The following is a 21,635-nucleotide window of genomic DNA, read 5'->3' as shown; positions in this document are numbered from 1 at the left end:
AAGCGCCGTCGAGCGACGGCGCTGTCAACTTGCGTCAAGCAACTCGGTAATTGGTTAAGATAGAGCGATTACTGGTCGAGATAGCGCGGTTTGGCGATGCCGCGCAGCGCCTCCAGCGGAATCTCGAGCTCCGGCTGGCCCACGGCGTAAGGGGCGATCTCGTAGACGTTGAACTTCACCACCCAGCGGTCCTCGAGCGGGGCAACGTTACGGGACTGGCTAAGCGGCCAGTTGGCGGCGAACGTGGCGTCCTGCTCGTTCTCGTCAAGCCAGCGCTGATGCGCCTCGGTGACCAGCCGCTCGAAAGCGGCCTCACGGCCTTCGATCAGCATATCGCTTAGCCCGACGGTATTCCCGGAGCGCTCATCGATCACCATGAACTCGGTGGCGGGAAGGCCGTGCGCCTGGCCGCTAAAGTAGACGTAGCTATTGAGTTCCAGAGTCAGCAGGTCGTTGTGGTGGCCATACTCGTCGGCCTCCAGCAGCGCCTCGCTCGCCCCGCTTTCGGACGTGGAGCCTTGGCGCTCGGCCTGATCGAAAAAGGCGTTGGCGTAGCCCGCCCAGGTCGTTTGGACATTCGGCGTCGAAGCGCTTTCGTCCTCAAGGGGGGCCAGCGCGATCAGCCGGCGGCGAAGCTCGCGCGACAGCATCTCGGACTTGGGAAACTCGAGCGCGGAGACCCGCAGCTGGGGGCACTGATCGAGCGGGCAGTCGGGGGCGACGAACTGCTTCTCCTGGGCCAGGGTGACGATCGCGTAGGGCTCGACCGGCGCAGACTGATAGCTTTGGCAGCCGCTGAGCAGCAGCGTCACTGCGACCAGCGCGCCCACTGTTAGACGTGGCATGATATTTTCCCTTTTGAGTTCTATCCCTTTGGTGTCACGCCGGATTCGAGCGGCCGCGCGTGACATCTTTAGCGCCGAGCCATGCTCGACCCCTTAAATGTAAACGCCCTTGCCGCACAAAGCGAACAAGGGCGTTTAGCGTGACCGGCGGTGCCGCTTGGGTATCAGGCGTCCGGTTCGATATCGGTCGGTTCGAGCTCGGTCGTCAGCTCGAACAATCCGCTTTCGCTGGCACTATAGCCGCGGGCATGCACGGTATAGGTGCCTGGCAGCAGCGAGGTTTCAAGCAGGGCGTTGGTGCCGGAGCCGCCGTCGTCATTGGACTCGGACACGCCGTTTCCGGTCAGCTCGAGATAGGTATCGAAGTGGTTAGAGTCCAGCGCGATCGTTACCGCCGAGCTCTGTTCGACCTCGAGCTGGTAGGTCACGTCTTCGCCGCTGTACCAGCCGCTGAGCGTTTCACCGGGCGTCAGCTCGCCGCCGTTTTGAAGCTCGGTGCCCTCGGGCAGCTCGTTCTCTTCCACGGCGAGCGTGAACTGGCCGCCAGACGTGGTTTCAAAAGCGGTGCGGGCGACGATACGGTAAGTGCCCGGTGCGAGGAAGTCTGCCAAGCGCGCATCGTAGCCGTCGCCGCCGTCATCATTTTCCCGGGAGTAGCCGTCGTCGTCGTGCAGCTCCAAAAAGGCGTCGACGTCGCTTGAGCGCATGTCGATCTGATACATCCCCGCCTCTTCGATCTCGAGGGTGTACTCGAGCGGGGCATTGTTATACCAGCCGGTCAGCGATTCGCCCGGCGCAATCGGGCCGTCGTTGCGGAAGTCGCCGGCCTGCTCGCTGAGCGTGGCGGACAGCGTATACATGCCGTTTCCGCTACCGTAGGTTTGCGCCTTGACGGTGTACTCGCCCGGGGCGAGGAAGTCGGTGATCTGAGCGTCGAGGTCGCCGCCGCTGTCGTCGTCGTTACGACGGTAGCCGTTGGGGCCTTCGATGGTCAGGTAGGCATCGAACTCATCGGAGCGCATATCGATCTGGTAAAGCCCCGCTTCCTCGACCGTCAGCGTTACGACTTCCTCGTCGGACTGCATCCAGTAATCCGCCGGCTCGTCCACGGTCAGGGTATCGCTGTCGCTGATTTCGACGGTACGCGGATAGAGCGTGAACGGGCCGTAGCTGCTGGCATCCATACCGCTGACCACGACTAGGTAGTCGCCGGCCTCTTCGATGCGATGGCGAAGCGGCGCACCGCTGCTCAGCATCTGAAGGTGGTCGTCGTAAAGCGTGACGGTCCCCTGGAGCGCGCCGTTCAGATCCAGCTCGACCAGCGAGTCTTCGTCGAGCGCCAGGCGGTAGTACAGCGAGCGGCTGCCGTCGTTGCCGTTGAGCTCGCCACTGGTGGTGAGCTCACCGCGAAGGCGCTCATCGAGGGTCAGACTACCGAGCCCTTCGATGGAATCGATCGGGAGTGCCTGCTCGGTTTCGTCGGTATCGGCTTGGCCCGAGAAGCCGGAAACGTCCGGCACCACTTGGGCCACGAGAAAGCCGGCGAGCGCGCCGCCCAGCACGCCCACTACGAGTGTTAACGATGAACTATTAGCCATTGAAAAAATTCCGTTGAATGACGTTTGAAGTACGCAATAGTGCTACGCGGACCTTTTTATATCACACGATCCTTATAAAACGCACCGATGGTTTTGCGTTTCCTTGTAACGTGAACAAGTGCTACACAAAAGAAGCACTTAAACGGCGGTGGCCAATTTAAATAATTTTTGGCGAACTAAATTCGAAACTTGGGGTACATCTTCGCCGATTATCGCAAAGCTTGCCCAATGCTGATTGGAGCGTTACCATCGCGAAGCCTTCAGGCAACCCCTTTAGTTATATTCACCCGCTGATTAAAGAATGCCGGATCGAGATCAATAGCTGAGGTACTCCAATGGGAGTTCATGCAAAAATCATCAAACAAGGTTTATTCGCGGCTTTATTAACGATGGCGTCCAGCACCGCCTTCGCCCAGAGCGTCGACCAGCAAGGCGTGGCCTCTTTCTACAGCGACCGCTTCCAGGGAGCGACAACCGCCAGCGGCGAAGCCTTCGACCAGCAGGCGCTGACCGCCGCTCACCCGAGCCTGCCCTTCGGCAGCAAGGTACTGGTCACCCGCCCGGATACGGGGCAGGAAGTCGAAGTACTGATCAACGACCGCGGCCCCTTCGTCAAAGGCCGAATCATCGACCTTTCCAAGCGCGCGGCGCGCCAGCTCGGCATCGTACGTCGCGGGACGGCCCCGGTGCTGCTGACGGTGGTCAACTAACCCGCTAACCACGCCCAAGCATTGTGGACTTAACGGCTAGCGTACTCCCCGATGTACGATACCCCTTGAGCTACGTTCTACCCTCTGTTGATCCCGCCTTGCTCGATGATAAAAAAGCGGCCCCACCCACGGGCCGCTTTTATCGTTTTAATCTCACCAGGTTTTATTTATTAGCGATTGGCGAACTTGTCAGAGGACCTATAGTCTTTAACGGGACACGGCCGCTTTGCGGCGCCGCGAGACGATTCATCTACGCAGGAGGCTTTGATGCAGTCACGCTACTTTACGCTAACCGATTACCCGGAAGGGCTACCCCGCCGCGAGATTTTTAAACTCGAAACCCAGGAGCTTCCCGAGCTTGGCCCAGGCGAGGTGCGCGTTCGCAACCGCTGGCTCTCTGTCGACCCTTACATGCGCGGACGGATGAGCGGCGTGCATACCTACGTCCCCCCCTTCGAGCTCGGCAAGCCGATGGACGGCGGCGCGATCGGTGAGGTGATCGAATCCAACGACGAGAAGCTTAAAGTCGGCGACCGGGTCAGTCACATGGGCGGCTGGCGCGATATCGCTCAGGGCTCTGCCGAAGGCGTCTTCAAGCTGCCGGACCACGACGTTCCGGAGCAGGCGTATTTGGGGATTCTTGGCATGCCAGGGATGACCGCTTGGACCGGGCTTAACCGCATTGCCGAGTGCAAGCCCGGCGACAACGTGCTGGTAAGCGCGGCCAGCGGCGCGGTCGGCTCGCTGGTCGCGCAGTTGGCCAAGGCCAAGGGCTGCCACGTGGTGGGCATCGCGGGCGCGGCCCACAAGCTCGCTTGGCTCGAATCGGTGGGCGTGGAGCCGGTCACCTATAAAGAGCGCACTGCCGGCGAGCTGAGCGACGCCATTCGCCTGGCAAGCCCGGAAGGCATCGACGTCTACTTCGAGAACGTTGGCGGCATCTGCCTGGAGGCGGCGCTTTCCCAGCTCAACGAAGGCGCGCGAATCGCGGTGTGTGGCATGATCGACAGCTACAACGCCGAGAAGCCCGCCCCGGGGCCGAGCAACCTTTCGCAACTGGTGGTGCGCAAGGCGAAAATGCAGGGTTTCATCGTCGCCGACCATTGGTCGAACTACGGCTATTTCCTCAACGAAGTGGCGCCCCAGGTCGCCGAGGGCAAGTTCGACTACAAGGAGACCGTGGAAGAGGGCCTCGAGCGCACGCCGGATGCCTTCCTCGCACTGTTCGAAGGCGCCAATACCGGCAAAATGCTGGTCAAGCTCGAAGGCTAAGCACCACCCGAGCCGACAACGCCTCTTCAACACCCAGCAGGCCGCCGCGTATTCGCGGCGGCCTTTTTTCATGAAAATCGCCAAACCCGTTCGACCAATATCCTATTGACGATTAAAATGTCCACCACAGAGCGTGCGCTAACCCATTGCCCTTTCGAGCCGCTGAATGAGGCGTCTTATCGACTCCCCCGGCCGATGGGTTAGCGCATCAAGCGGGCGAGAATCCTCACGGGTCGCTTGCCCATCATGCGTGGTAACAGGGATATTGTATGAACGAACACAAACGCGCCCGCAGCGCCTGGCCGGCCGTGATTCTCGGGGTCGTGCTCGGCCTTGCGGGTCTGGCGCTAGCCGTGGGCGGCGGCAAACTATTGAGTTTGGGCGGCAGCGCCTACTACCTGATCGCCGGTATCGCCGTGCTAGCCACGGGCATCCTGCTCGCGCTGCGCAAGGGCGCGGCACTTTGGCTGTACGCCGCCACGCTGCTGGGAACCCTCGTTTGGGCGCTGTGGGAAGTGGGGCTGGACTGGTGGCCGCTGGTGCCGCGGGTGGCCATCCCGTGTCTGATCGCCATCGTCATGCTGCTGCCCTGGTGGCGCAAGCCCTTGGATTCACGCGGCGGGAGCCTGGCACTAGGGCTTGGCGTCATCGCCTCTATCGCGGTTGCGATTGCCAGCCAGTTCACCGCCCCGGGCGTAGTCGAAGGCTCGCTTGTCGATAACCGCGCCAACGCCGAGGCCAACCCCGCTCAGGTCGCGGGTGACGACTGGGCGGCTTACGGCGGCACCAACGCCGGCACCCACTACTCGTCGCTCGATCAGATCACACTCGACAATATCGGTGAGCTCGAGGAAGCCTGGCGCATCCAGACCGGCGATGAGCCCGGCCCCAACGCGCCGCCGGAAATCACCAATCAGAACACGCCGCTGAAGGTCAACGACCAGCTTTATATCTGCACCTCGCACAGCCGCGCCATGGCCCTGTCGCCGGAAACCGGCGAGACGATCTGGGAGTTCGACCCCGAGATCAGCACCCAAGGCGCCGACGACTTCTCCGGCTGGGCGCACATGACCTGCCGCGGGCTCGCCTACTTTGACGCGGCCAACTATTCCGATAACGATGCGGATAACGCTGCCGATAACGACGTCAACATCGAGTCGGATAACGCGACGACCAGCGATGTAGCCGGCGGCGAGAATGCCACGCCTTCGCTGCTGTTCGCCGAGCGCGACGCTTTCGCCATCGACGTGGCGATACTCGAGCGGCTGAGCGCCCCGGCGGCCACCGAAGACACTGCCGCGCCGATGCTGAGCCAAACCGACGTGATGTGCCCCCGCCGGCTCTATCTACCCACCGCCGATGCCCGCCTGATCGCGCTTAACGCCGATACCGGCGAGCCCTGCGAAGGCTTTGGCGAAAACGGCGAAGTGGATCTGACGCAAAACATCGGCAGCTTCGATCCGGGCGGCTACTACTCCACCTCCCCCGCCACCGTGACCGAAAACCTGGTGATTCTGGGCGGCCACGTGACCGACAACAGCTCTGTCGATGAGCCTTCTGGGGTGATTCGCGCGTTCGACGTGCGCACCGGCGAACTCGTATGGAACTGGGACAGCGGCAACCCGGACGACACCGCCCCCATCGCCGACGATGAGACCTATACCCGCAATTCGCCCAACGTCTGGGCGCCGATCAGCGTCGACGAAACGCTGGGGCTCGTCTACCTGCCCATGGGTAACGCCACGCCGGATCAGTTCGGCGGTAACCGCAGCGAAAACGACGAAACCTATAGTGCGGGGCTCGTAGCGCTGGAGCTCGAAACCGGCCAGGTCGCCTGGGTCTACCAGTTCGTTCACCACGATCTGTGGGATATGGACACGCCCGCCCAGCCGGTGCTGATTGACCTAGACACCGCTGACGGCGTCCAGCCGGCGGTTATCCAACCCACCAAGCAGGGCAGCCTCTACGTGCTCAACCGGGAAACCGGCGAGGCGATCGTGCCGATCGAAGAAGTGCCCGCCCCCCAAGGCGCGGTCGAGGGGGACTGGACCGCTGAAACTCAGCCTCGCTCGGCATTGAACCTGCTGCCCGCGCCGCTCACCGAGCGCGACATGTGGGGTGCCTCGCCGTTTGATCAGATGATGTGCCGCATCCAGTTCAACTCGCTGCGCTACGAAGGCCAGTACACGCCGCCGTCGCTCGAGGGCAGCATCATCTACCCGGGTAACGTCGGCGTTATGAACTGGGGCGGCGTGGCGGTCGACCCCGAGCGTCAGACGCTGTTCACCGGCGCCAAGTACCTGGCGTTCGTTTCTACCCTGGTGCCGCGTGAGGAAGTCGAAGGCGAACAGGGCTCGGCCAGCGAACAGGGGCTGCAAGCCAACGCCGGCGCGCCTTACGCCGTCGAGCTCGGCCCGCTGCTGTCGATCTTCAACCTGCCTTGTCAGGCGCCCTCCTGGGGCGACGTGGCGGGGATCGACCTGCAAAACGCCGAAGTGGTGTGGAAGCACCCCAACGGCACCACCCGCGACAGCATGCCGCTGGGCCTGCCGATTGGCCTGCCGGTCGGCGTCCCGGCGCTGGGTGGCCCGCTCACTACGGCGGGCGGCGTGACCTTCATGAGCGGCACGCTGGATCAGTACCTGCGCGGCTACAACCATGAAACTGGTGAAGAGGTCTTCAAGGCGCGCCTGCCCGCCGGCGGTCAGGCAACGCCGATGACCTACACCGGCGCCGACGGCCGCCAGTATGTGGTGGTCAGCGCCGGCGGTCACGGCACCTTCGGCACCAAAATGGGCGACTACGTGATCGGCTACGCGCTGCCAGAGTAATCGCCTCCTTTGGCCGGGCGTCACGCCTGGCCTTCAACGCAAAACGGGCAGCCCTTGGGCTGCCCGTTTTGTTTGTAACGCACTCCTGGCAGTTTAGAACGAAAGCTCCACTCCGGCGTAAACGCTGCGCCCCGGGGCCGGTTCATAATAGCGCCCAAAAGTGCCGTTCAAGCGCACGTTGGAATAGTGCTCCCGGTCGAAGACGTTGCGCAGGCCGACATAGGCGTTGAGCCTTGATCGCTCATCGAGCTGCCAGCCGTCGCCGACGCGCAGGTTCATAAGCCAGTAGCTGTCCGCCTCCACGTCACCCGCGTTATCCGCCAGCAGATCGCCGATGTACTCGGTTTCGAGCGTAGCGAAGCGCTCATTCACACCCTCCCAGGTGAGCTGGCTGATCCAGGTCTGCTCCGGCAGGCCCGGAATGCGGTTGCCGTCGAAGTTCGCCGTGGGCGTGGCGAACTCATCAAAGGTGTAGCGCGCCAGGGTCAGGGCGCTATCGAGTCGCCACTGATCCAAAAACTGCCAGCCAAGCGCGAGCTCCATGCCGTCGCGGTCGGTGTTACCGGCGTTCTGGTAGAACGTGCGCCCACCCTCATCGAACGGCACCAGCTCGTCACGCACGCGCACTGAAAAGAGCGCGAGATCGTAGTCGAGCGCAAGCGGGGCGACGTAGCCGCGAAGCCCCACCTCGCGATTCCAGGATTTTTGCGGCTCCACACTGGGGTTGAAGCCGCCACCGGCCGGGTTGGCGAACTCGGCAAACGTGGGCGTCTCAAAGGCCGTGCCGGTATTGAGATAGACCTGATGCTGCGGGCGGTAGCGATAGCTAAGCCCGGCCGAGCCGCTCCACTCGTTGAAGGTCTGATCACCGCTTTGATCGCCGTCCTCGAGGTAATGGTCATCGACCTCGAGCTCGACACGATCGAAGCGTGCGCCCAGCGACAGCGTGAGCCGATCCGTCAGGCCAAGATCGCCCTGGGCGAACGCGCCGGTGGCGGTGGCGGTCTGCTTTTCACGGGCGACCTGCTCGCCCACCGCCCCGGCGCCGCTGACGTCATTGCGAAAGCGGTCGTCCTCCTGGCGGGCGATATCGACCCCGACGACGTAATCCAGCGGCAGCGCCCCCAGCTCGATGGCGTGGTGATACTCGGCGCTGCCGCCCAGGTAGTCGCGCTCATAGCCCAGCCGGCTATCGCCGACGTAGGGCAGCTGCTGCTCGAAATCGCGCCGGGCGTAGAAGCCTTTCACGTAGAGTTCGCCGGGGCCCGCGCTCAAATCCTCGTACTGCAAGCCAACCAGCTGCTGGTCGACGTTCTGGTGCGCGTCCAGCGCGACCGAATTGGGCGCGGCCAGGTCGCGGCCCCGAGCGACTTCGCGGGCGTTGAGTGCGCCCGGGTCTTCTGATCGCGGGTTTTCAAGCAGGTTGACGATCGCGGTCAGCGCCCGCTCGCTTCCCAGCTCCCGGCGAAGCTTGGCGTTGAGCAGGTACTTCTCGGTGGAGCTCTGATCGCGGTAGCCGTCCACGTTCAAGCCAGAGAGGCTCACGTGGTGGGACCAGTCGCCGCTCTGGCCGCCGTTTTGAAGCGCGAGCTTTTGATAGCCGTCGCTGCCCACCTCGACACGCACGCTGGATCCTGGATCGCTACGTCCGTCGGCGGTGGTGATTTCGATCACCCCGCCGGCGGCGTTGCCGTACAGCACCGAGGAGGGCCCGCGAATCACCTCGATACGCTCGGCGCTGTCCAGGTCGATGGCGTCAAGCGCCGCCTGGCCGTCGGGCAGCGTGTAGGGAATGCCGTCGACACGCACGGTGATACCGCGCACGCCAAACGGGGCGCGGGCGCCGAAGCCGCGAATGGCGATGCGTTGGCCTTGGGCGAAGTTATCGCGGTTTTGCACGAACACTCCGGGCACGCGAACGAGCGACTCGTCCAGCCGCACGCGCTGCTGGCCGCGGTGAATCTCGTCCTCTTCAAGCGTCGATATCGCCGCCGGGGTAGCGTAGAGCTCGCGGGCAAGCCTTGGCGCGCTTACCTGGACCGGCGCAAGGGTGACCGCTTGCTCGTCGGGAGACGTCTGGGCCAGCACGGGCTGAACGCCCATGGCGCTTGCCAGAAAAAAGGTGGGCGGCAGCAATATTTTCATGGGGCCTCGATGGGGTAATGAGCGCAGTAACGCCTGGGCGCAAGGCCCGGCAATCGTGAAAGAAGCGCAGGATACGGGGTCAGGCTAGAGATGGCGAGCCGCCGGGGCAAACTTAAATAGCCGCCGCTATAAACGTTTAACATTCGCACACTGCCCCAAGGGCAACTACACTTTTGGCTAAGCCGAGCGACAGGCCGTTGCTCGTTTATTGAATAAGCATTGGAGGCTTTATGGCCCTGACCGCCACCGACCCGATCAAGATACTTTTCGCCATTTTGCTGCCCCCGCTGGGCGTCTTCATGGAAGTCGGCTTGAAAGGCCATTTCTGGCTCAACATTCTTCTGACGGTGTTTGGCTTCATTCCCGGCATCATTCACGCGCTGTATGTGATCCTGAAGTACTGACCCTCACCCGCCGGTGACAAGATCGAAAAAAACGGGGCGCCTTGAGCGCCCCGTTTTTTGTCCGGATTTTCGTTCAGGCTCCCAAGCTTTGATTATGAGGCTTTAGGCGTCTCGTCACGGGCTTCACCCGCCCCATCGAGCGCCTCGCCTTCGCTGCGCGCCACCAGCGCCGTGCCGGTCAGGTCTCCGGTCACGTTGAGCGCGGTTGCCCCCATGCCCACTAGCGCGTCGATCGCGGTCAAAAGCCCCACCACTTCGATAGGTAGCCCCACTTGGGTGAAAACGGTGGAAATCATGATGATCCCGGCGCCAGGCACGCCGGCCGTACCGACGGATACCAGCGTGCCGATCAGCACGATCTGCACCATGCTGGCGAAATCCAGCGGCGCGCCGATGACGTTGGCGGCAAACACCGCCGAGATCGCGATGCGAATGGCGGCGCCATCCATGTTCATGGTCGCGCCCAGCGGCAGACTAAAACCGTAGATGCTTTTTGAAATGCCCAGCCGGTGCGCCGCGTTAACAGTGAGTGGTAGCGTCCCGGCGCTACTTTGCGTGGCAAACGCCGTGGCCAGCGGCGTTCGCGCCTCGCGAAAGAAGGTGCGAAGGCGCACGCCAAAAAAGCGCAGCGCCACGCAGTAAAGCGCCAGCTGCGCGGCCAGCGCCACGTAAAGCACCAGTACCATATCGCCCAGCGCCAACAGCGTGCCAAGCCCTTGCTGGCTCACGGTACCGGCAACGATGGCGAACACGCCGATCGGCACGACGTGCAGCACTCCGGCCATTACCTTGAGCGTCACCTCGTTCAACGCCTGCAGCACTTCGTATAGGCGCTCGCCCAGTGCGCGCTGGTGCGAGGTTTGGCGCATCTTCAAAAGCGCGATGCCGAACACCAGCGCGGTGAAGATGATACCCAGCATGTTCAGCTCGACGAAGGCACCAAACAGGTTGCTTGGCACGATGTTCAAAAGCGCCTCGACCACGCCCGGGTTCTCCGGCACCGAGAAACTCATGTTCTCCTGAGGCGTGGTGTTGCTACCCGGGTCGAACAGCGAGGCCACCGCCAACCCCACGACGATCGCCAGCGCCGACGAGGCGAGATAATAGAGCAGCACCTTGCCGCCGATGCGCCCAACGCTGCCCTCCTGAGACTGGTTGATGCCTACCATCAGCGTGAACAGCACGATCGGTACGATCAAAAAGGTCAACAGACGCAGCAGCAAATCGCCAAGCGGCGCAAGCCACGCGATCAGCGTTTCGCCGCCGAACAGCCCGGTGAGTACGCCCAGCACCAGCGCAATGCTGACGCGCAGAATCAGCGAGGTGCGTAGGTAGCCCTGCAGTAACGTTTTCATGATTCTTGCCCCAACTTACTCAAATGAATACCGCCTCATAAAGCGCCGGCTGGGCGAGAGTATAGCCGCCCCGCCACGCTTTACCCCTTGTCAGGCGCCACGTGCTCGCTTAGCAGTGTCTCCAGCGCGTCATCCCGCGCCGCGTAGTAGACCAGTCGCAGGTGGCGCTCCTCGTCGATGGTCAATGAAATATGCTCGACCTCCACCGCGCCAATGGGCGCCACGTTAAGCGTGCGTACCCCCAAGCACGGCCCATGAATTTCCTGGTCCGGCCACCAGTCGCGAAACGCCTCGTCGACCTGGCTGAGCGTCTCGACCAGGGCGTTCAGCGCCGGGTCCGCCGGGGCGCGGGCGGCGTCGCGCTTGAAGCTTCCAAGCATCTGCCGCGCCTGGGGCTGCCAGGGGTCGAACAGCGCTCGGATGGCCGGGTCGGTGAACAGCAGCCACAACAGGTTGCGCGCCTGCACCGCGTGGCGGGAGAAGCCAAACAGCGCGTCGGCGGCCGGGTTGAACGCCAGCACGTCCCAGCGCAGGTTGAGCACGTAGCTTGGGCGGGTCGGCAGATCCGCCATTAGCCGATTCACCAGCGGCGGCACCTCGCACCAGGTCTTGCCGGGCTCCGAGGGAAGCCGCTGGTGGGCCAGCAAAAACAGATGACGCCGCTCGATCGCATCGAGCTTGAAGATACGCGCCAAGCGCTCGAGAAAGTCACTCGAGGCGCGAATATCGCGGCCTTGCTCGAGCCACGTGTACCAGGTCACGCCGACGCCAGCAAGTGCGGCCACCTCTTCACGGCGAAGCCCGGGAGTGCGCCGGCGCGCGCCGCTGGGAAGCCCTACCGACTCAGGAGCGATACGCTCGCGGCGGCTTTTCAAAAACGCGCCAAGCTCGGGGCGGGTGCGCGCAAGCGTTCGTGGTTGGGCCACACGGATACCTTTTGTAATAGCATAAAGGGTTAAATTGTACCCCTCTAAAGCGCGCTTCAAAATGGCGGCGTTCATTTTTTCACGCCCGACCGGAGCGACCATGCCTCTCTTTTCTCGATCGTCCTTTTCGTCTTCGGACGCTACCCGTTTCTCGACGCGACTCAGCGTGACGCTGATCGCGTTAGGCGCCTTTGCCTTGGGGGTGGCGTCCTACGTCACCGCAGGGCTGATACCGCTAATCACTCAAGAGCTCTTCATTCCCGAGGCGGCGGCGGCCCAGCTGGTCACGGCCTTCACGCTGGCATACGCCGTGGGCTCGCCGGTGGTCGTGGCGCTGCTGCCCGGCCGCTTTCAGCGCGAGGGGTTGATCGCTGCGCTGGTGGTGTTCGTGCTGGCCAACGCGCTCTGCGCGGTGAGTACCAGCTTCATCGCGCTGCTGATCTGGCGTAGCGCCGCAGGGGTCGCGGCGGGCGTGTACCTGGCACTGGGTATTGCAGCGGCCGGAGCCCTTTCCCGCGAGGAGCGCCGCGGCCAGGCGCTGGCGATGATCATGGGCGGTATGGCCAGCGGCACGGTGCTGGGGGTACCCCTGAGCCTGGCGCTGGCCGAGCGACTCGGCTGGGCGGCGGCCTTTTGGCTCGTGGCCACGCTGGGAGCGATCGCCACCATCGGGCTTTTAATCAAGCTGCCCTGGCTGCCCGCCCCCGCGCCAACGCCCTTGCGGCAAAAGCTCACCATTTTGAAGCATCCGGCAACGCTTGGCATTCTGAGCGTGTCGCTGCTGGCGGCGATCGCAAGTCTTGGAATGTATACCTTTATCGCACCGTTCATGGCCGTGCCCGCCTTCGGCGGCGTCTCGTCTATCGCGCTCTATCTTTGGGTATGGGGCGTGGGCGGCATCGCGGGCAGCTTTCTGATCGGGCCCTTCGTCGACCGCTACCTGGAGGCGCGCGTCACCCTGGTCATCATGCTAGTGCTGACGGCGGCGCTGATCGCTCTGCCCCTGGCCGCGATTCAGCATCCACTGATGGCGCTTTTACCCATTGCCCTGTGGGGCGCGGTGGGCTGGGCGCTTCAGGTACCGCAAAATAACCGACTAATGCAGGTTCGTGCCCCTTTCGGCGATGCGCATTTGGCAGTGGCGCTGAACGAATCCGCGCTGTATCTCGGCAGCGCCCTGGGAGCGGGGGCCGGCGGACTGATCCTCGCCGGTGGGTTATCGCCCTGGCATCTGGCGCTGGCGGCGGCCGGTGCTGCCGCGCTGGGCGCTTTTTTGCAGCTCCTGCTCGTTGCCAGGGCGCACCGGCGCTGAGATCGGCAGCCGCTTGGAAAATTGCCGCCCAGGTATGAAAATAATTGCAAAAAGGCTTTGACGCATCGGCTCAATCGTGACAATGTGTGGCCAGTGGTTAGCAAGCAGCATGGTTTCAGAAGCGTACGATCTTTTCGGCAGCCTGATATTGTATTCCTTGTTTCACCCGCCACTTCATCTGGGTAATACCAGGAACGTTATAACAGCGCACTTTGCGCGAAAGGATTTAGACATGGCAACTGGCACAGTTAAATGGTTCAACGACACTAAAGGTTTCGGTTTCATCGCTCCTTCTGACGGCGGCGACGACCTTTTTGCTCATTTCTCCGAAATTCAAGCTGACGGCTTCAAAACCCTGCAGGAAGGTGCAACTGTATCTTTCGACGTGACCCAGGGTAAGAAAGGCCTTCAGGCTTCTAACATCAAGCAGACTTCTTAATCTTTTAGATTAAACTGTTTGAGCGGGCTTTTAGCCCGCATAACAAGGCCCGCTTATGCGGGCCTTGTTGCGTTTGGGTACTACCCGCTAGCGCCCGTTACCCCGCCTTGACCCATCGTTTGATTACCACGTCGATCGTCAGCGTCAGCGTCTCGAGCGCCTGCGCCCTCTCCCGCCCTTCACTGCTGGCCCGGTAAAGATGCGGGGTCATGGCTAGTAGATCGGCAATCTCCTCGGCACTTTCCAGCGTCAAGCGGTCGCTGATGCGACGGGTGCTCGCGTGCTCGAAGCCGGCGGGCGTCGGGGCGTCATTAGCGCGTGGCGCCTTAAGCTCGGGGTAGATGATTTCGCGCAGCTCGCGCAGATGCTCCGGTCCGGCCTCGACCTGTAGCCAGACGCCGCCGGGCTTCAGCACACGTTCGAACTCGCTCGCCACGGGAAAACCAAACATGCATAGCACCCGGTCGAGGGTTTGGCTCTGCACCGGCAGGCTGGCGTTGCTGCCGACCGCCCAGCAAATGTCCAGCGCCGGCGACGGCGGGCGGCTTTGCCTGGCGGCGGCGAGCACCGCCCACTTCGAAATATCCAGCCCCATCAGCGAAAGCGCTACGTCAGACGCCTGTGCCAGACGGCGCAGGTAGTAGCCTTCCCCGCAGCCGGCATCCAGACACGTCAACGGCTCGTTTTCTGATGTCCCCTCAAGCGCAGCGGCGCTGACCGCATCGGCGATGACCTGATAGTGGCCAGCCCCCAGAAAGCGCTGGCGCGCGGCCACCATGGCCTTGCTGTCGCCGGGGTCGACGGAGCGCTTTTGCTGCACCGGCAAAAGGTTCACGTGGCCCTGTTTGGCGATATCGAAACTGTGTCCCGCCGCGCAGCGCCAGGCGCCGCTGGCAAGAGAGAGCGGCTGACCGTCGAGCGGGCACGCAAGCGATTGAAACGGAGTCGTCGACATAAAAGCGGGTCTTCATCGAATGGAGAGTGAGCCCGGCACGGCGCCGAGTTCGAAAACGCGGCCCTGTCGCCTACCGGCTTTACCAACCAGGCTAAAAAGCAAAAGGCGTAGCGTACCAAAAAGCCGGCCAAAAAGCGGCGCCGCCATGAACGGCGCTCACATCATATCGAGTACTAAAAGCGCGCCATCGATCGAAAAGCTTGCACCCGAGGCGCGCTTACAAGAAAGTCTAGGCACTTTAAAACGACGAGGCTGACTCTTCATGCGGCACGTGTTAAGCGTCCAGGGCGTTTGGCCCTACCTGATCGCGATCTTTCTCAACGCCTTCATCGATCTGGGCCACAAGGTCGTGATTCAGAACACGCTGTTCAAAAGCGTCGAGGGCAGCGCCCAGATCGTGCTAACGGCGCTTTTGAATGCGCTGATTCTGCTGCCGTTCATCGTACTTTTCATGCCGGCAGGTTTCGCCGCCAGCGCCTTCGCCCGCGTGCGGGTGCTGCGCGCGTTTGGCTGGCTGGCGCTTGGCGTTTCGCTTGCGATCACCGCGGCTTACTACACCGGGCTTTTCTGGCTGGCGCTTACGCTGACGCTATTGCTGGCGGTTCAGTCGACGTTCTACTCGGCGGCGAAGTACGCGCTGATCAAGGGCCTGTTCGGCAAGCAGCGCCTGGCCGAAGCCAACGGCCTGGTGCAGGCCATCACCATCGCGGCGATTCTGGGCGCCACCGTTGTGTTTACCGCACTGTTCGAACAGATGATCGGCTCGAACGTCGCAACGCCGAGCCAAATACTAACCGCCGCCGCCCCGCTTGGCTGGCTGCTGGTAGCGGGCAGTTTGCTGCAGGTGGTGGCGCTTTACCGCCTGGCGCCGGATCAACCGGCGCAGCCGGCTGCGCGGCGCCAGTACAAGCGCGCCCTGAGCGCTCGCTCGACGCGCCAAAGCCTTCAACGCGTAGCGCGCCAGCCGGTGCTGCGCCTTTGCATCATCGGGCTTGCCACGTTCTGGTCTGTCGGCCAGGTGCTGCTGGCTACTTTTCCCGCCTACGCCAAGGGGGCGCTGGGCGTCGAGAGCACGCTGGCGCTGCAGGGCATTCTCGCCGCCAGCGGTGTGGGCATCGCGCTGGGCTCGATGCTCGCCAGCCGCTTTTCGAAAAACCGTCTCGAAACCGGCCTGATTCCGATCGGCGCGCTCGGCATGGCGCTGGGGCTTACGTGTTTGCCGTTCATCACCGCCCCCTGGGTGCAGGCGCTCAACTTCGTTTTTCTGGGTACGATGGGTGGGCTCTTCATCGTGGTGCTCAACGCGCTGATTCAGTTTCACACCGAGGAGCGCGAGCTGGGCCACGTGCTCGCGGTGAGCAACGCGTTCCAGCACCTGACCATGCTCGGTTTTTTGATCGTCACCGCGCTGATGGCGCTGGCCGGGCTCGATAGCCGCTACCTGCTGGCCCTGATCGCCGTTGTGGCGCTGCTGGGCGGCGCCTATACCCTGGTGAAACTCCCCCAGAGTTTGGTGCGCTTCGTGCTGAGCTTTCTGCTCACCCGCCACTACCGGGTCTCGGTTCAGGGTCTGGAGAATCTGCCCTCCCATGGCGGGGTGCTGCTGCTGGGTAATCACATCAGCTGGATCGACTGGGCGATGGTGCAAATCGCCTGCCCCCGGCCGGTACGCTTTGTGATGCTCAAAAGCGTGTATGAGCGCTGGTACCTGCGCGGCTTTTTGAAAGCGCTGGGCTGCATTCCGATCGAGCGCGGCGAAAACGCCGAAAAGGCGCTGGAGGCGGTGGCGGCGCAGCTCAACGCCGGCGAGGTGGTGTGCCTGTTTCCCGAAGGCGCGATCAGCCGCACCGGCCAGCTCGGCGCGTTTCGCCGCGGCTACCAGCGCGCCTGTGAAAAGGCCAACCCGGACGTGGTCATCGTGCCGTTTTATCTGCGCGGACTGTGGGGCAGCCAGTTCTCGCGCTCCTCCGAGCGGCTCAAGACCCTGCGCCAGGCGCCGCTTCACCGCTCGATCGTGGTCGCCTTTGGCGAGGCGCTGGCCAAAAACACCCCGGCGGACGTGCTCAAGCGACGCATTTTCGATCAGGCGACCCGCTCCTGGCATCACGCCTTGGAGGACCTCGATACGCTGGGCGACGCCTGGATCAAAAGCGTCAAACGCCGCCCGAAAGAGCCGGCGCTGATCGATACCGCTCGCCGCTCGCTCAGCGCCCGCCAGGCGCTGAGCGAAAGCTTCATGCTCGCCCGCCGGCTTGCCCCACTCAGCCCCCAGGCGCCGCTGGGGCTGCTACTGCCTTTAAGTATCGAAGGCGTGCTGACCACCATGGCCGCGCTCACGGCCAACAAGACGCCGGTGCACCTCGACGCCGAGGCCACTGACGTTTTCAAGGCGGTGCTCGCGCGTGCCAGTATCACCACGATCGTCACCTCACGGGCGTTCATCGCGCGCCTTGAAAGCCGCGGGGTGGACGTCTCCGCCCGCCTTGCCGGCCGACAGGTGGTTTACATTGAGGACCTGGCACCCGGGCGAGGCGAGCGGATCAAAACCGCGCTGGCGATCAGGTGGCTGCCGGCGCCGGTGCTGATGGGGCTTTATAGCCGGGCGCGGCGGCCCAGCGCCACGGCGGCGATCGTGTTTACCGGCGACACACCCGAGCACCTCAAGGGCGTCAAGCTCAGCCATCGCAACCTGATGGCCAACGTCAAGCAGCTCTCCGATGCGCTCAACACCGAGCAGGGCGACGCCATCATGACGACTCTGGCGCCCTTCAACGCCTACGGGCTGACCGCGACCCAGCTTTTACCGCTGATCGAAGGGCTCCCCCTGGTGTGCCACGAAGAGCCCGACGACAGCGTCGGCGTCGCCCGGGCCCTCGCTCGCTACCAGGTCAGCGTGCTGTGCACGGACGCGGCGTTTTTGAAGCGGCTGGCGCAAAGCGACGACGTGCATCCGCTCATGCTCGATAGCCTTCGCGTAGTCGTGGCGGGCGGCGAGCCGGTGGATGATGAGCTCAGGGACGCCTTCGAGCGCAAGTTCCGCAAACTGATTTTCGAAGGCTATGGCGTTACCGAAGCCGCCCCGGTCGCCACGGTCAACCTGCCGGACGCGCTCGACGTGAACTACCTGCAGGTGCAGCGCGGCGCGCGGGTGGGAAGCGTGGGCATGCCGCTGCCAGGCACCAGCATCAAGATCGTCGACGTTAATAGCTTTCAAGAAAAGCCTACCGACACCGTCGGCCGAATATTGATCAGCGGCCCCCAAGTTATGCAGGGCTACCTAAACGACGAGGCGCGCACGGCCAAAGCGCTCAAGGAGATCGATGGCGACACCTGGCTTGTCACCGACGACGACGGCTACCTGGATGCAGACGGCTTTTTGACGTTGACGAATATCGCCTCACTTGATCGTTAAATAAATTTTATTTTACGGTTGGCTCGGGAGCCCGCACATGGCTCTCGAACCCTTTCTTTCCTCTTACATTGCTGGCCGCAAACCATGTTCCTCAGCGAGCCATTACACGTTTATTATTTTTTGCTGCTGTTATCACCCACAGTTTTTCTTATGGCCGATTAATTCTTTATAAATAGACTGTTACTTCACGCTTTGGGCTATAAACACTTCCAATGGTGTGAAACTTCTATTGACTAAACTATATGTATATTTTATTTATACTTCATGTATACACAAATAAACCATGAAATAGCAATCGAGGTAAAGCGATGAGTAAACCAAGTTTGAGCATTTGGCTGACAGAACCTTCAACGGCGGCGGTAGAAATTGCACAGCTGGCCGGGTACGACACTATCGTGCTGGACGTCGAGCACGGTTTGTTCGATTTGGCGGCGCTGGATTGGCTCATTCCTTCTATCCGCGCCCGCGGCATGCGCGTGATCGTCAAAGTGTTGGGCCCCGAGCGCGGGCCGATTCAACAGGCACTCGATTTCGGAGCTAACGGCGTGGCCATACCGCATATCGAGTCCGCCGAGCACGCCCAACAGATCTGCGGCTATGCGAAATTCCCTCCGCTGGGTGACAGAAGCTTTGCTGGCGGTCGGGTTTCCGGCTATCGCGGCTTTTCCGATGATTGGCTGGCCACCCAGGATCGTGAGTACCAGTGCTTCCCCATGATCGAGGATGGCAGCGCCTTTGACAGCGTTGAAGAGATCCTTGCCCTCGAGTGTGTCGACGGTATTTTCATTGGCCCATCCGATCTGAGCATGCGTCGGGGCCGCGGCGCCTATAGCGTGAGCGAAGGCGACCTGAACGATATTCGCCATTTGGCGAGAGCCGCCTGCAAAGCCAACAAGCCCTGGATACTCCCGGCCTGGAGCGAAGCCGAGCGCCAAGTAGCCATTGAGGAAAAAGCCGCGACCATCGTGCTGACCATGCAATATGGTGCGCTGTTGAGTGGCTTTAGCCAGGCACTGACCGATTTTAAAAAGATGGAAGAGGAAACCCGCTAATGTCACTGATTTCTGCCGTCATTCAATACGCGCCGACCGAAGACAAGGCCGAAAACCTCGCGACGATCGAGAAGCTACTTCGCCAAGCGAAGAGTCAACGCGTTCGGCTTGCTATCCTGCCCGAATACGCCATCTACACCGTTCCCAAAATGGATGATCGTTTCGTCGATAACGCCGAGTCGCTGGACGGGCCGAGTCTCACACAGCTCATCAAACTGTCTCAAGAGCTAGGAATCGCGGTGGTGGCCGGTATCAACGAAACGGCAGGTGATGGGCGTATCCACAATACTCTTGTGGCAATGGATCAGGGCGAGATCCAGGCCGTGTACCGCAAAGTGCACCTTTACGATGCCTTTGGATATCGTGAATCGGACCGGGTCAACGCCGCAGCACCCAATAATGGCTCGCTGTTTGAAATAGACGGCTACACCGTGGGTATGCACACTTGCTACGACCTTCGCTTCCCGGAAACCACTCGGTCACTGGTCGACCAGGGCGCCAACGTGGTGGCACTACCCGCCGAGTGGATTCCTGGGCCGCTCAAGGAGTACCACTGGAACACTCTCATTCGTGCGCGCGCTATCGAGAATACGATCTATGTGTTGGCGGCGGATCAGTGTGCGCCGACAGGCTCGGGTCACAGCGCCATTATCGACCCGATGGGTATTGCGTTGAGTGCACTAGGCGAGGCGGAAGGCGTCGGGGTGGCCGAGCTGACTGCCGAGCGGCTGAGTAACGTAAGAGCCGTTAACCCCGCCCTCGAACTACGCCGTTTCAAAGTCTCGGCAATGGAGTAAACCCATGGCCTTTCAGACTACAACTACAAAAGCGGTTTTAACCACACTCTCGGTTCTTATGGCCGGCTCACTCGCCGGCTGCACTCAGAAGAGTGCCGACTACGTGCTTCATTACAGCACCTACTCCAGCGCCAATTCCGATCAGTCGAAAACTGTGCAGCGCTGGGCCGAGGAGATAGAGCGCCTGACCGATGGCAAGGTACAGGTCGAATTTCACTATAGCCAAAGCCTCATTGGCGCCGATTCGGCACTTCAAGCGACTCTCGACGGACGTACCGATCTGGCCCAGGTAGGTTCGATGTACGCCGCCTCGGACCTGCCGATGTACACCGTCACCGAGTTGCCATTCGAAACCCAGAACCCCAAAGCGCAAATGACGGCCATAGAGCGCCTTTACAACGAGAACACCACCTTTAGAGAGGATTTCGACCGTCAGGGGGCCAAGCTGCTTTTTCCCCTGCCGCTTGGCGCCGTCGTGCTCGGCCTGAACGAGCCCGCCGATAGCCCGGCGGACTTGCGCGGACGCTCTATCAGGTCGGGAGGCCTCACGTCGGAAGTTCTGTTAACCGCTAACGTAAACCCGGTAGCCATGACCGCCAACGATATCTACGAGTCGATGGAACGGGGCATCATCGACGGGTACTCCGCCATTGCCGCAGCCAACCTGCCGGCCTTCAGTCTGTCCGAGGCGACGCCCTACTTGGTCAACCCAGGAATCGGCACTTTCGCAAGCTCCATCGTGATCATGAACGTCGAGCTCTTCGAGTCGATGCCGCAGGCGTATCAAGAGGCGATCGAACAGGCGTCCGCGCAGAGCATCGATGTCGGCCTCAAGGAGATGGACGCCGCCGGCGAAGTCGCGTGCAACGACCTTCTAGCGTCCAACGCCGTACTCTCTGAGTTTGCCGATGCGGATATCGAGCGCTGGAGCGAGCAGGTCGACATAGCGTCGAACTGGATCGACCGTTACGCGCGCAGGAGCTACGACGCCCAGTCCGTGCTCGAAGACTATCGGCGTATCATCGATGAGGAAGAGCGCGAGACCTCTTATGCGGATCCCCTGTTAAGCTGCCTGGAGAGAGCGAGATGAAAACCTCCCACGTTACTCGCAAAATAGCGTCATCGCTGAGTATGGCGGCCGGCCTGCTCCTGCTTGGTGTGATTCTACTAACGGTCGCCGATGTGGTCTCACGAAACGTACTGGGCGCTTCTATTTTAGGCACCGTGGAAATCTCGACCCTGCTGCTAGTCACCATTGCCTTTTTAGGCTTGGCCTCTGCGGAAATCGATGGCCGCCACGTGGCCGTTAACCTCATAGAAGAGAAGCTCCCTTTTGGCTCACGAAAAGTGCTCTGCGCGGTTCGAATAATTCTGCTGCTTGGTCTTTTCGTGATCGTTGCCTGGGGGCTTTTTAACGTTCTTTTATCCTCGATCGATCGTCAAGAAACGACTAACGGCATTTTAAGGCTGCCCACTTGGCCAGCCAAACTGGTTGTATTTGGGTCTTTTTCGTTCTATTTCGTCGTGGCCCTACTATCGAGCATTGAAGAACTCAAAAGTAAGCAGCGGGAACAATAAGGCG

Annotated in this window: 17 protein-coding genes; 11 read left to right on the top strand and 6 right to left on the bottom strand. The window is 61.7% G+C overall.

The window, feature by feature from the left end; all coding sequences use genetic code 11:
- Nucleotides 1-68: 68 nt before the first annotated feature.
- Together ACGLWX_RS07480 and ACGLWX_RS07475 are read right to left on the bottom strand one after the other, a co-directional pair.
- On the bottom strand, nt 69-845 hold the full coding sequence (locus ACGLWX_RS07480) for an RsiV family protein (protein ID WP_396238636.1): 777 nt from the start codon (nt 843-845) through the stop codon (nt 69-71).
- Nucleotides 846-1,009: 164 nt separating this feature from the next.
- The gene (locus tag ACGLWX_RS07475; RefSeq protein ID WP_252106450.1) at nt 1,010-2,443 is read right to left on the bottom strand and encodes a hypothetical protein; all 1,434 of its coding nucleotides are present in this window, start codon (nt 2,441-2,443) and stop codon (nt 1,010-1,012) included.
- A gap of 389 nt (nt 2,444-2,832) precedes the next feature.
- On the opposite strand from ACGLWX_RS07475, the gene ACGLWX_RS07470 reads away from it, so the two are divergent.
- The 3 genes from ACGLWX_RS07470 to ACGLWX_RS07460 all read left to right on the top strand — a co-directional run bounded on the left by ACGLWX_RS07470 (nt 2,833) and on the right by ACGLWX_RS07460 (nt 7,256).
- On the top strand, nt 2,833-3,153 hold the full coding sequence (locus tag ACGLWX_RS07470; protein WP_252106449.1) for a septal ring lytic transglycosylase RlpA family protein: 321 nt from the start codon (nt 2,833-2,835) through the stop codon (nt 3,151-3,153).
- Between the two features lie 267 nt (nt 3,154-3,420).
- On the top strand, nt 3,421-4,425 hold the full coding sequence (locus tag ACGLWX_RS07465) for an NADP-dependent oxidoreductase (protein ID WP_396238634.1): 1,005 nt from the start codon (nt 3,421-3,423) through the stop codon (nt 4,423-4,425).
- A gap of 269 nt (nt 4,426-4,694) precedes the next feature.
- Nucleotides 4,695-7,256, top strand: coding sequence for a glucose/quinate/shikimate family membrane-bound PQQ-dependent dehydrogenase (locus tag ACGLWX_RS07460; RefSeq protein WP_396238632.1), 2,562 nt, complete (start codon nt 4,695-4,697; stop codon nt 7,254-7,256).
- A gap of 93 nt (nt 7,257-7,349) precedes the next feature.
- Here ACGLWX_RS07460 and ACGLWX_RS07455 read toward each other — a convergent pair whose 3' ends face one another.
- Nucleotides 7,350-9,401, bottom strand: a complete 2,052-nt coding sequence (locus ACGLWX_RS07455) for a TonB-dependent receptor family protein (protein ID WP_396238630.1) — start codon at nt 9,399-9,401, stop codon at nt 7,350-7,352.
- A gap of 230 nt (nt 9,402-9,631) precedes the next feature.
- On the opposite strand from ACGLWX_RS07455, the gene ACGLWX_RS07450 reads away from it, so the two are divergent.
- On the top strand, nt 9,632-9,805 hold the full coding sequence (locus ACGLWX_RS07450) for a YqaE/Pmp3 family membrane protein (protein WP_252106445.1): 174 nt from the start codon (nt 9,632-9,634) through the stop codon (nt 9,803-9,805).
- A 92-nt stretch (nt 9,806-9,897) separates the two neighbouring features.
- On the opposite strand, the gene ACGLWX_RS07445 is transcribed toward ACGLWX_RS07450, so the two are convergent.
- Nucleotides 9,898-11,160, bottom strand: a complete 1,263-nt coding sequence (locus tag ACGLWX_RS07445) for a dicarboxylate/amino acid:cation symporter (protein ID WP_396238628.1) — start codon at nt 11,158-11,160, stop codon at nt 9,898-9,900.
- 80 nt (nt 11,161-11,240) lie between these two features.
- Nucleotides 11,241-12,086 carry a helix-turn-helix transcriptional regulator gene (locus ACGLWX_RS07440; RefSeq protein WP_396238626.1) on the bottom strand — a complete coding sequence of 282 codons (846 nt, stop codon included), beginning with the start codon at nt 12,084-12,086 and terminating at the stop codon, nt 11,241-11,243.
- 100 nt (nt 12,087-12,186) lie between these two features.
- Between ACGLWX_RS07440 and ACGLWX_RS07435 the strand changes: the two genes are divergently transcribed.
- Together ACGLWX_RS07435 and ACGLWX_RS07430 are read left to right on the top strand one after the other, a co-directional pair.
- Nucleotides 12,187-13,398, top strand: coding sequence for an MFS transporter (locus ACGLWX_RS07435; RefSeq protein WP_396238624.1), 1,212 nt, complete (start codon nt 12,187-12,189; stop codon nt 13,396-13,398).
- A 232-nt stretch (nt 13,399-13,630) separates the two neighbouring features.
- Entirely contained in the window at nt 13,631-13,837 is a 207-nt protein-coding gene (locus tag ACGLWX_RS07430; RefSeq protein ID WP_252106441.1) for a cold-shock protein, read from the top strand.
- Between the two features lie 97 nt (nt 13,838-13,934).
- Here the strand turns inward: ACGLWX_RS07430 and ACGLWX_RS07425 are convergent, their stop codons facing one another.
- On the bottom strand, nt 13,935-14,792 hold the full coding sequence (locus tag ACGLWX_RS07425; RefSeq protein WP_396238622.1) for a putative RNA methyltransferase: 858 nt from the start codon (nt 14,790-14,792) through the stop codon (nt 13,935-13,937).
- 262 nt (nt 14,793-15,054) lie between these two features.
- Between ACGLWX_RS07425 and ACGLWX_RS07420 the strand changes: the two genes are divergently transcribed.
- The 5 genes from ACGLWX_RS07420 (at nt 15,055) to ACGLWX_RS07400 (ending at nt 21,631) form a co-directional block, all read left to right on the top strand.
- Nucleotides 15,055-18,204, top strand: a complete 3,150-nt coding sequence (locus ACGLWX_RS07420) for an MFS transporter (protein ID WP_396238620.1) — start codon at nt 15,055-15,057, stop codon at nt 18,202-18,204.
- A 308-nt stretch (nt 18,205-18,512) separates the two neighbouring features.
- A complete protein-coding gene (locus tag ACGLWX_RS07415) occupies nt 18,513-19,256 on the top strand; it encodes an HpcH/HpaI aldolase/citrate lyase family protein (RefSeq protein WP_252106438.1) in 744 nt (247 codons plus the stop codon).
- Nucleotides 19,256-20,053 carry a carbon-nitrogen hydrolase family protein gene (locus ACGLWX_RS07410; protein WP_252106437.1) on the top strand — a complete coding sequence of 266 codons (798 nt, stop codon included), beginning with the start codon at nt 19,256-19,258 and terminating at the stop codon, nt 20,051-20,053. Before ACGLWX_RS07415 ends, ACGLWX_RS07410 begins: the two co-directional genes overlap by 1 nt.
- Nucleotides 20,054-20,156: 103 nt before the next feature.
- Nucleotides 20,157-21,143: a C4-dicarboxylate TRAP transporter substrate-binding protein gene (locus ACGLWX_RS07405; RefSeq protein WP_396238618.1), complete on the top strand. Its 987-nt coding sequence runs from the start codon at nt 20,157-20,159 to the stop codon at nt 21,141-21,143.
- A complete protein-coding gene (locus tag ACGLWX_RS07400) occupies nt 21,140-21,631 on the top strand; it encodes a TRAP transporter small permease (RefSeq protein ID WP_396238616.1) in 492 nt (163 codons plus the stop codon). Before ACGLWX_RS07405 ends, ACGLWX_RS07400 begins: the two co-directional genes overlap by 4 nt.
- Nucleotides 21,632-21,635 lie beyond the last annotated feature (4 nt).

Source organism: Halomonas sp. HMF6819 (assembly GCF_044335525.1).
Classification (GTDB): Bacteria; Pseudomonadota; Gammaproteobacteria; order Pseudomonadales; family Halomonadaceae; genus Vreelandella.
Note: the sequence above shows the minus strand (reverse complement) of the source record. Positions and strands in the feature narration are given on the sequence as shown.

Excerpts from the sequence above, each read along its gene's own strand:
- ACGLWX_RS07400 (WP_396238616.1), top strand. The coding sequence starts at position 21,140 with ATGAAAACCTCCCACGTTACTCGCAAAATAGCGTCATCGCTGAGTATG.
- ACGLWX_RS07460 (WP_396238632.1), top strand. The coding sequence starts at position 4,695 with ATGAACGAACACAAACGCGCCCGCAGCGCCTGGCCGGCCGTGATTCTC.
- ACGLWX_RS07430 (WP_252106441.1), top strand. The coding sequence starts at position 13,631 with ATGGCAACTGGCACAGTTAAATGGTTCAACGACACTAAAGGTTTCGGT.
- ACGLWX_RS07445 (WP_396238628.1), bottom strand. The coding sequence starts at position 11,160 with ATGAAAACGTTACTGCAGGGCTACCTACGCACCTCGCTGATTCTGCGC.
- ACGLWX_RS07415 (WP_252106438.1), top strand. The coding sequence starts at position 18,513 with ATGAGTAAACCAAGTTTGAGCATTTGGCTGACAGAACCTTCAACGGCG.
- ACGLWX_RS07435 (WP_396238624.1), top strand. The coding sequence starts at position 12,187 with ATGCCTCTCTTTTCTCGATCGTCCTTTTCGTCTTCGGACGCTACCCGT.
- ACGLWX_RS07410 (WP_252106437.1), top strand. The coding sequence starts at position 19,256 with ATGTCACTGATTTCTGCCGTCATTCAATACGCGCCGACCGAAGACAAG.
- ACGLWX_RS07450 (WP_252106445.1), top strand. The coding sequence starts at position 9,632 with ATGGCCCTGACCGCCACCGACCCGATCAAGATACTTTTCGCCATTTTG.
- ACGLWX_RS07470 (WP_252106449.1), top strand. The coding sequence starts at position 2,833 with ATGGCGTCCAGCACCGCCTTCGCCCAGAGCGTCGACCAGCAAGGCGTG.
- ACGLWX_RS07425 (WP_396238622.1), bottom strand. The coding sequence starts at position 14,792 with ATGTCGACGACTCCGTTTCAATCGCTTGCGTGCCCGCTCGACGGTCAG.
- ACGLWX_RS07420 (WP_396238620.1), top strand. The coding sequence starts at position 15,055 with ATGCGGCACGTGTTAAGCGTCCAGGGCGTTTGGCCCTACCTGATCGCG.
- ACGLWX_RS07455 (WP_396238630.1), bottom strand. The coding sequence starts at position 9,401 with ATGAAAATATTGCTGCCGCCCACCTTTTTTCTGGCAAGCGCCATGGGC.
- ACGLWX_RS07475 (WP_252106450.1), bottom strand. The coding sequence starts at position 2,443 with ATGGCTAATAGTTCATCGTTAACACTCGTAGTGGGCGTGCTGGGCGGC.
- ACGLWX_RS07480 (WP_396238636.1), bottom strand. The coding sequence starts at position 845 with ATGCCACGTCTAACAGTGGGCGCGCTGGTCGCAGTGACGCTGCTGCTC.
- ACGLWX_RS07465 (WP_396238634.1), top strand. The coding sequence starts at position 3,421 with ATGCAGTCACGCTACTTTACGCTAACCGATTACCCGGAAGGGCTACCC.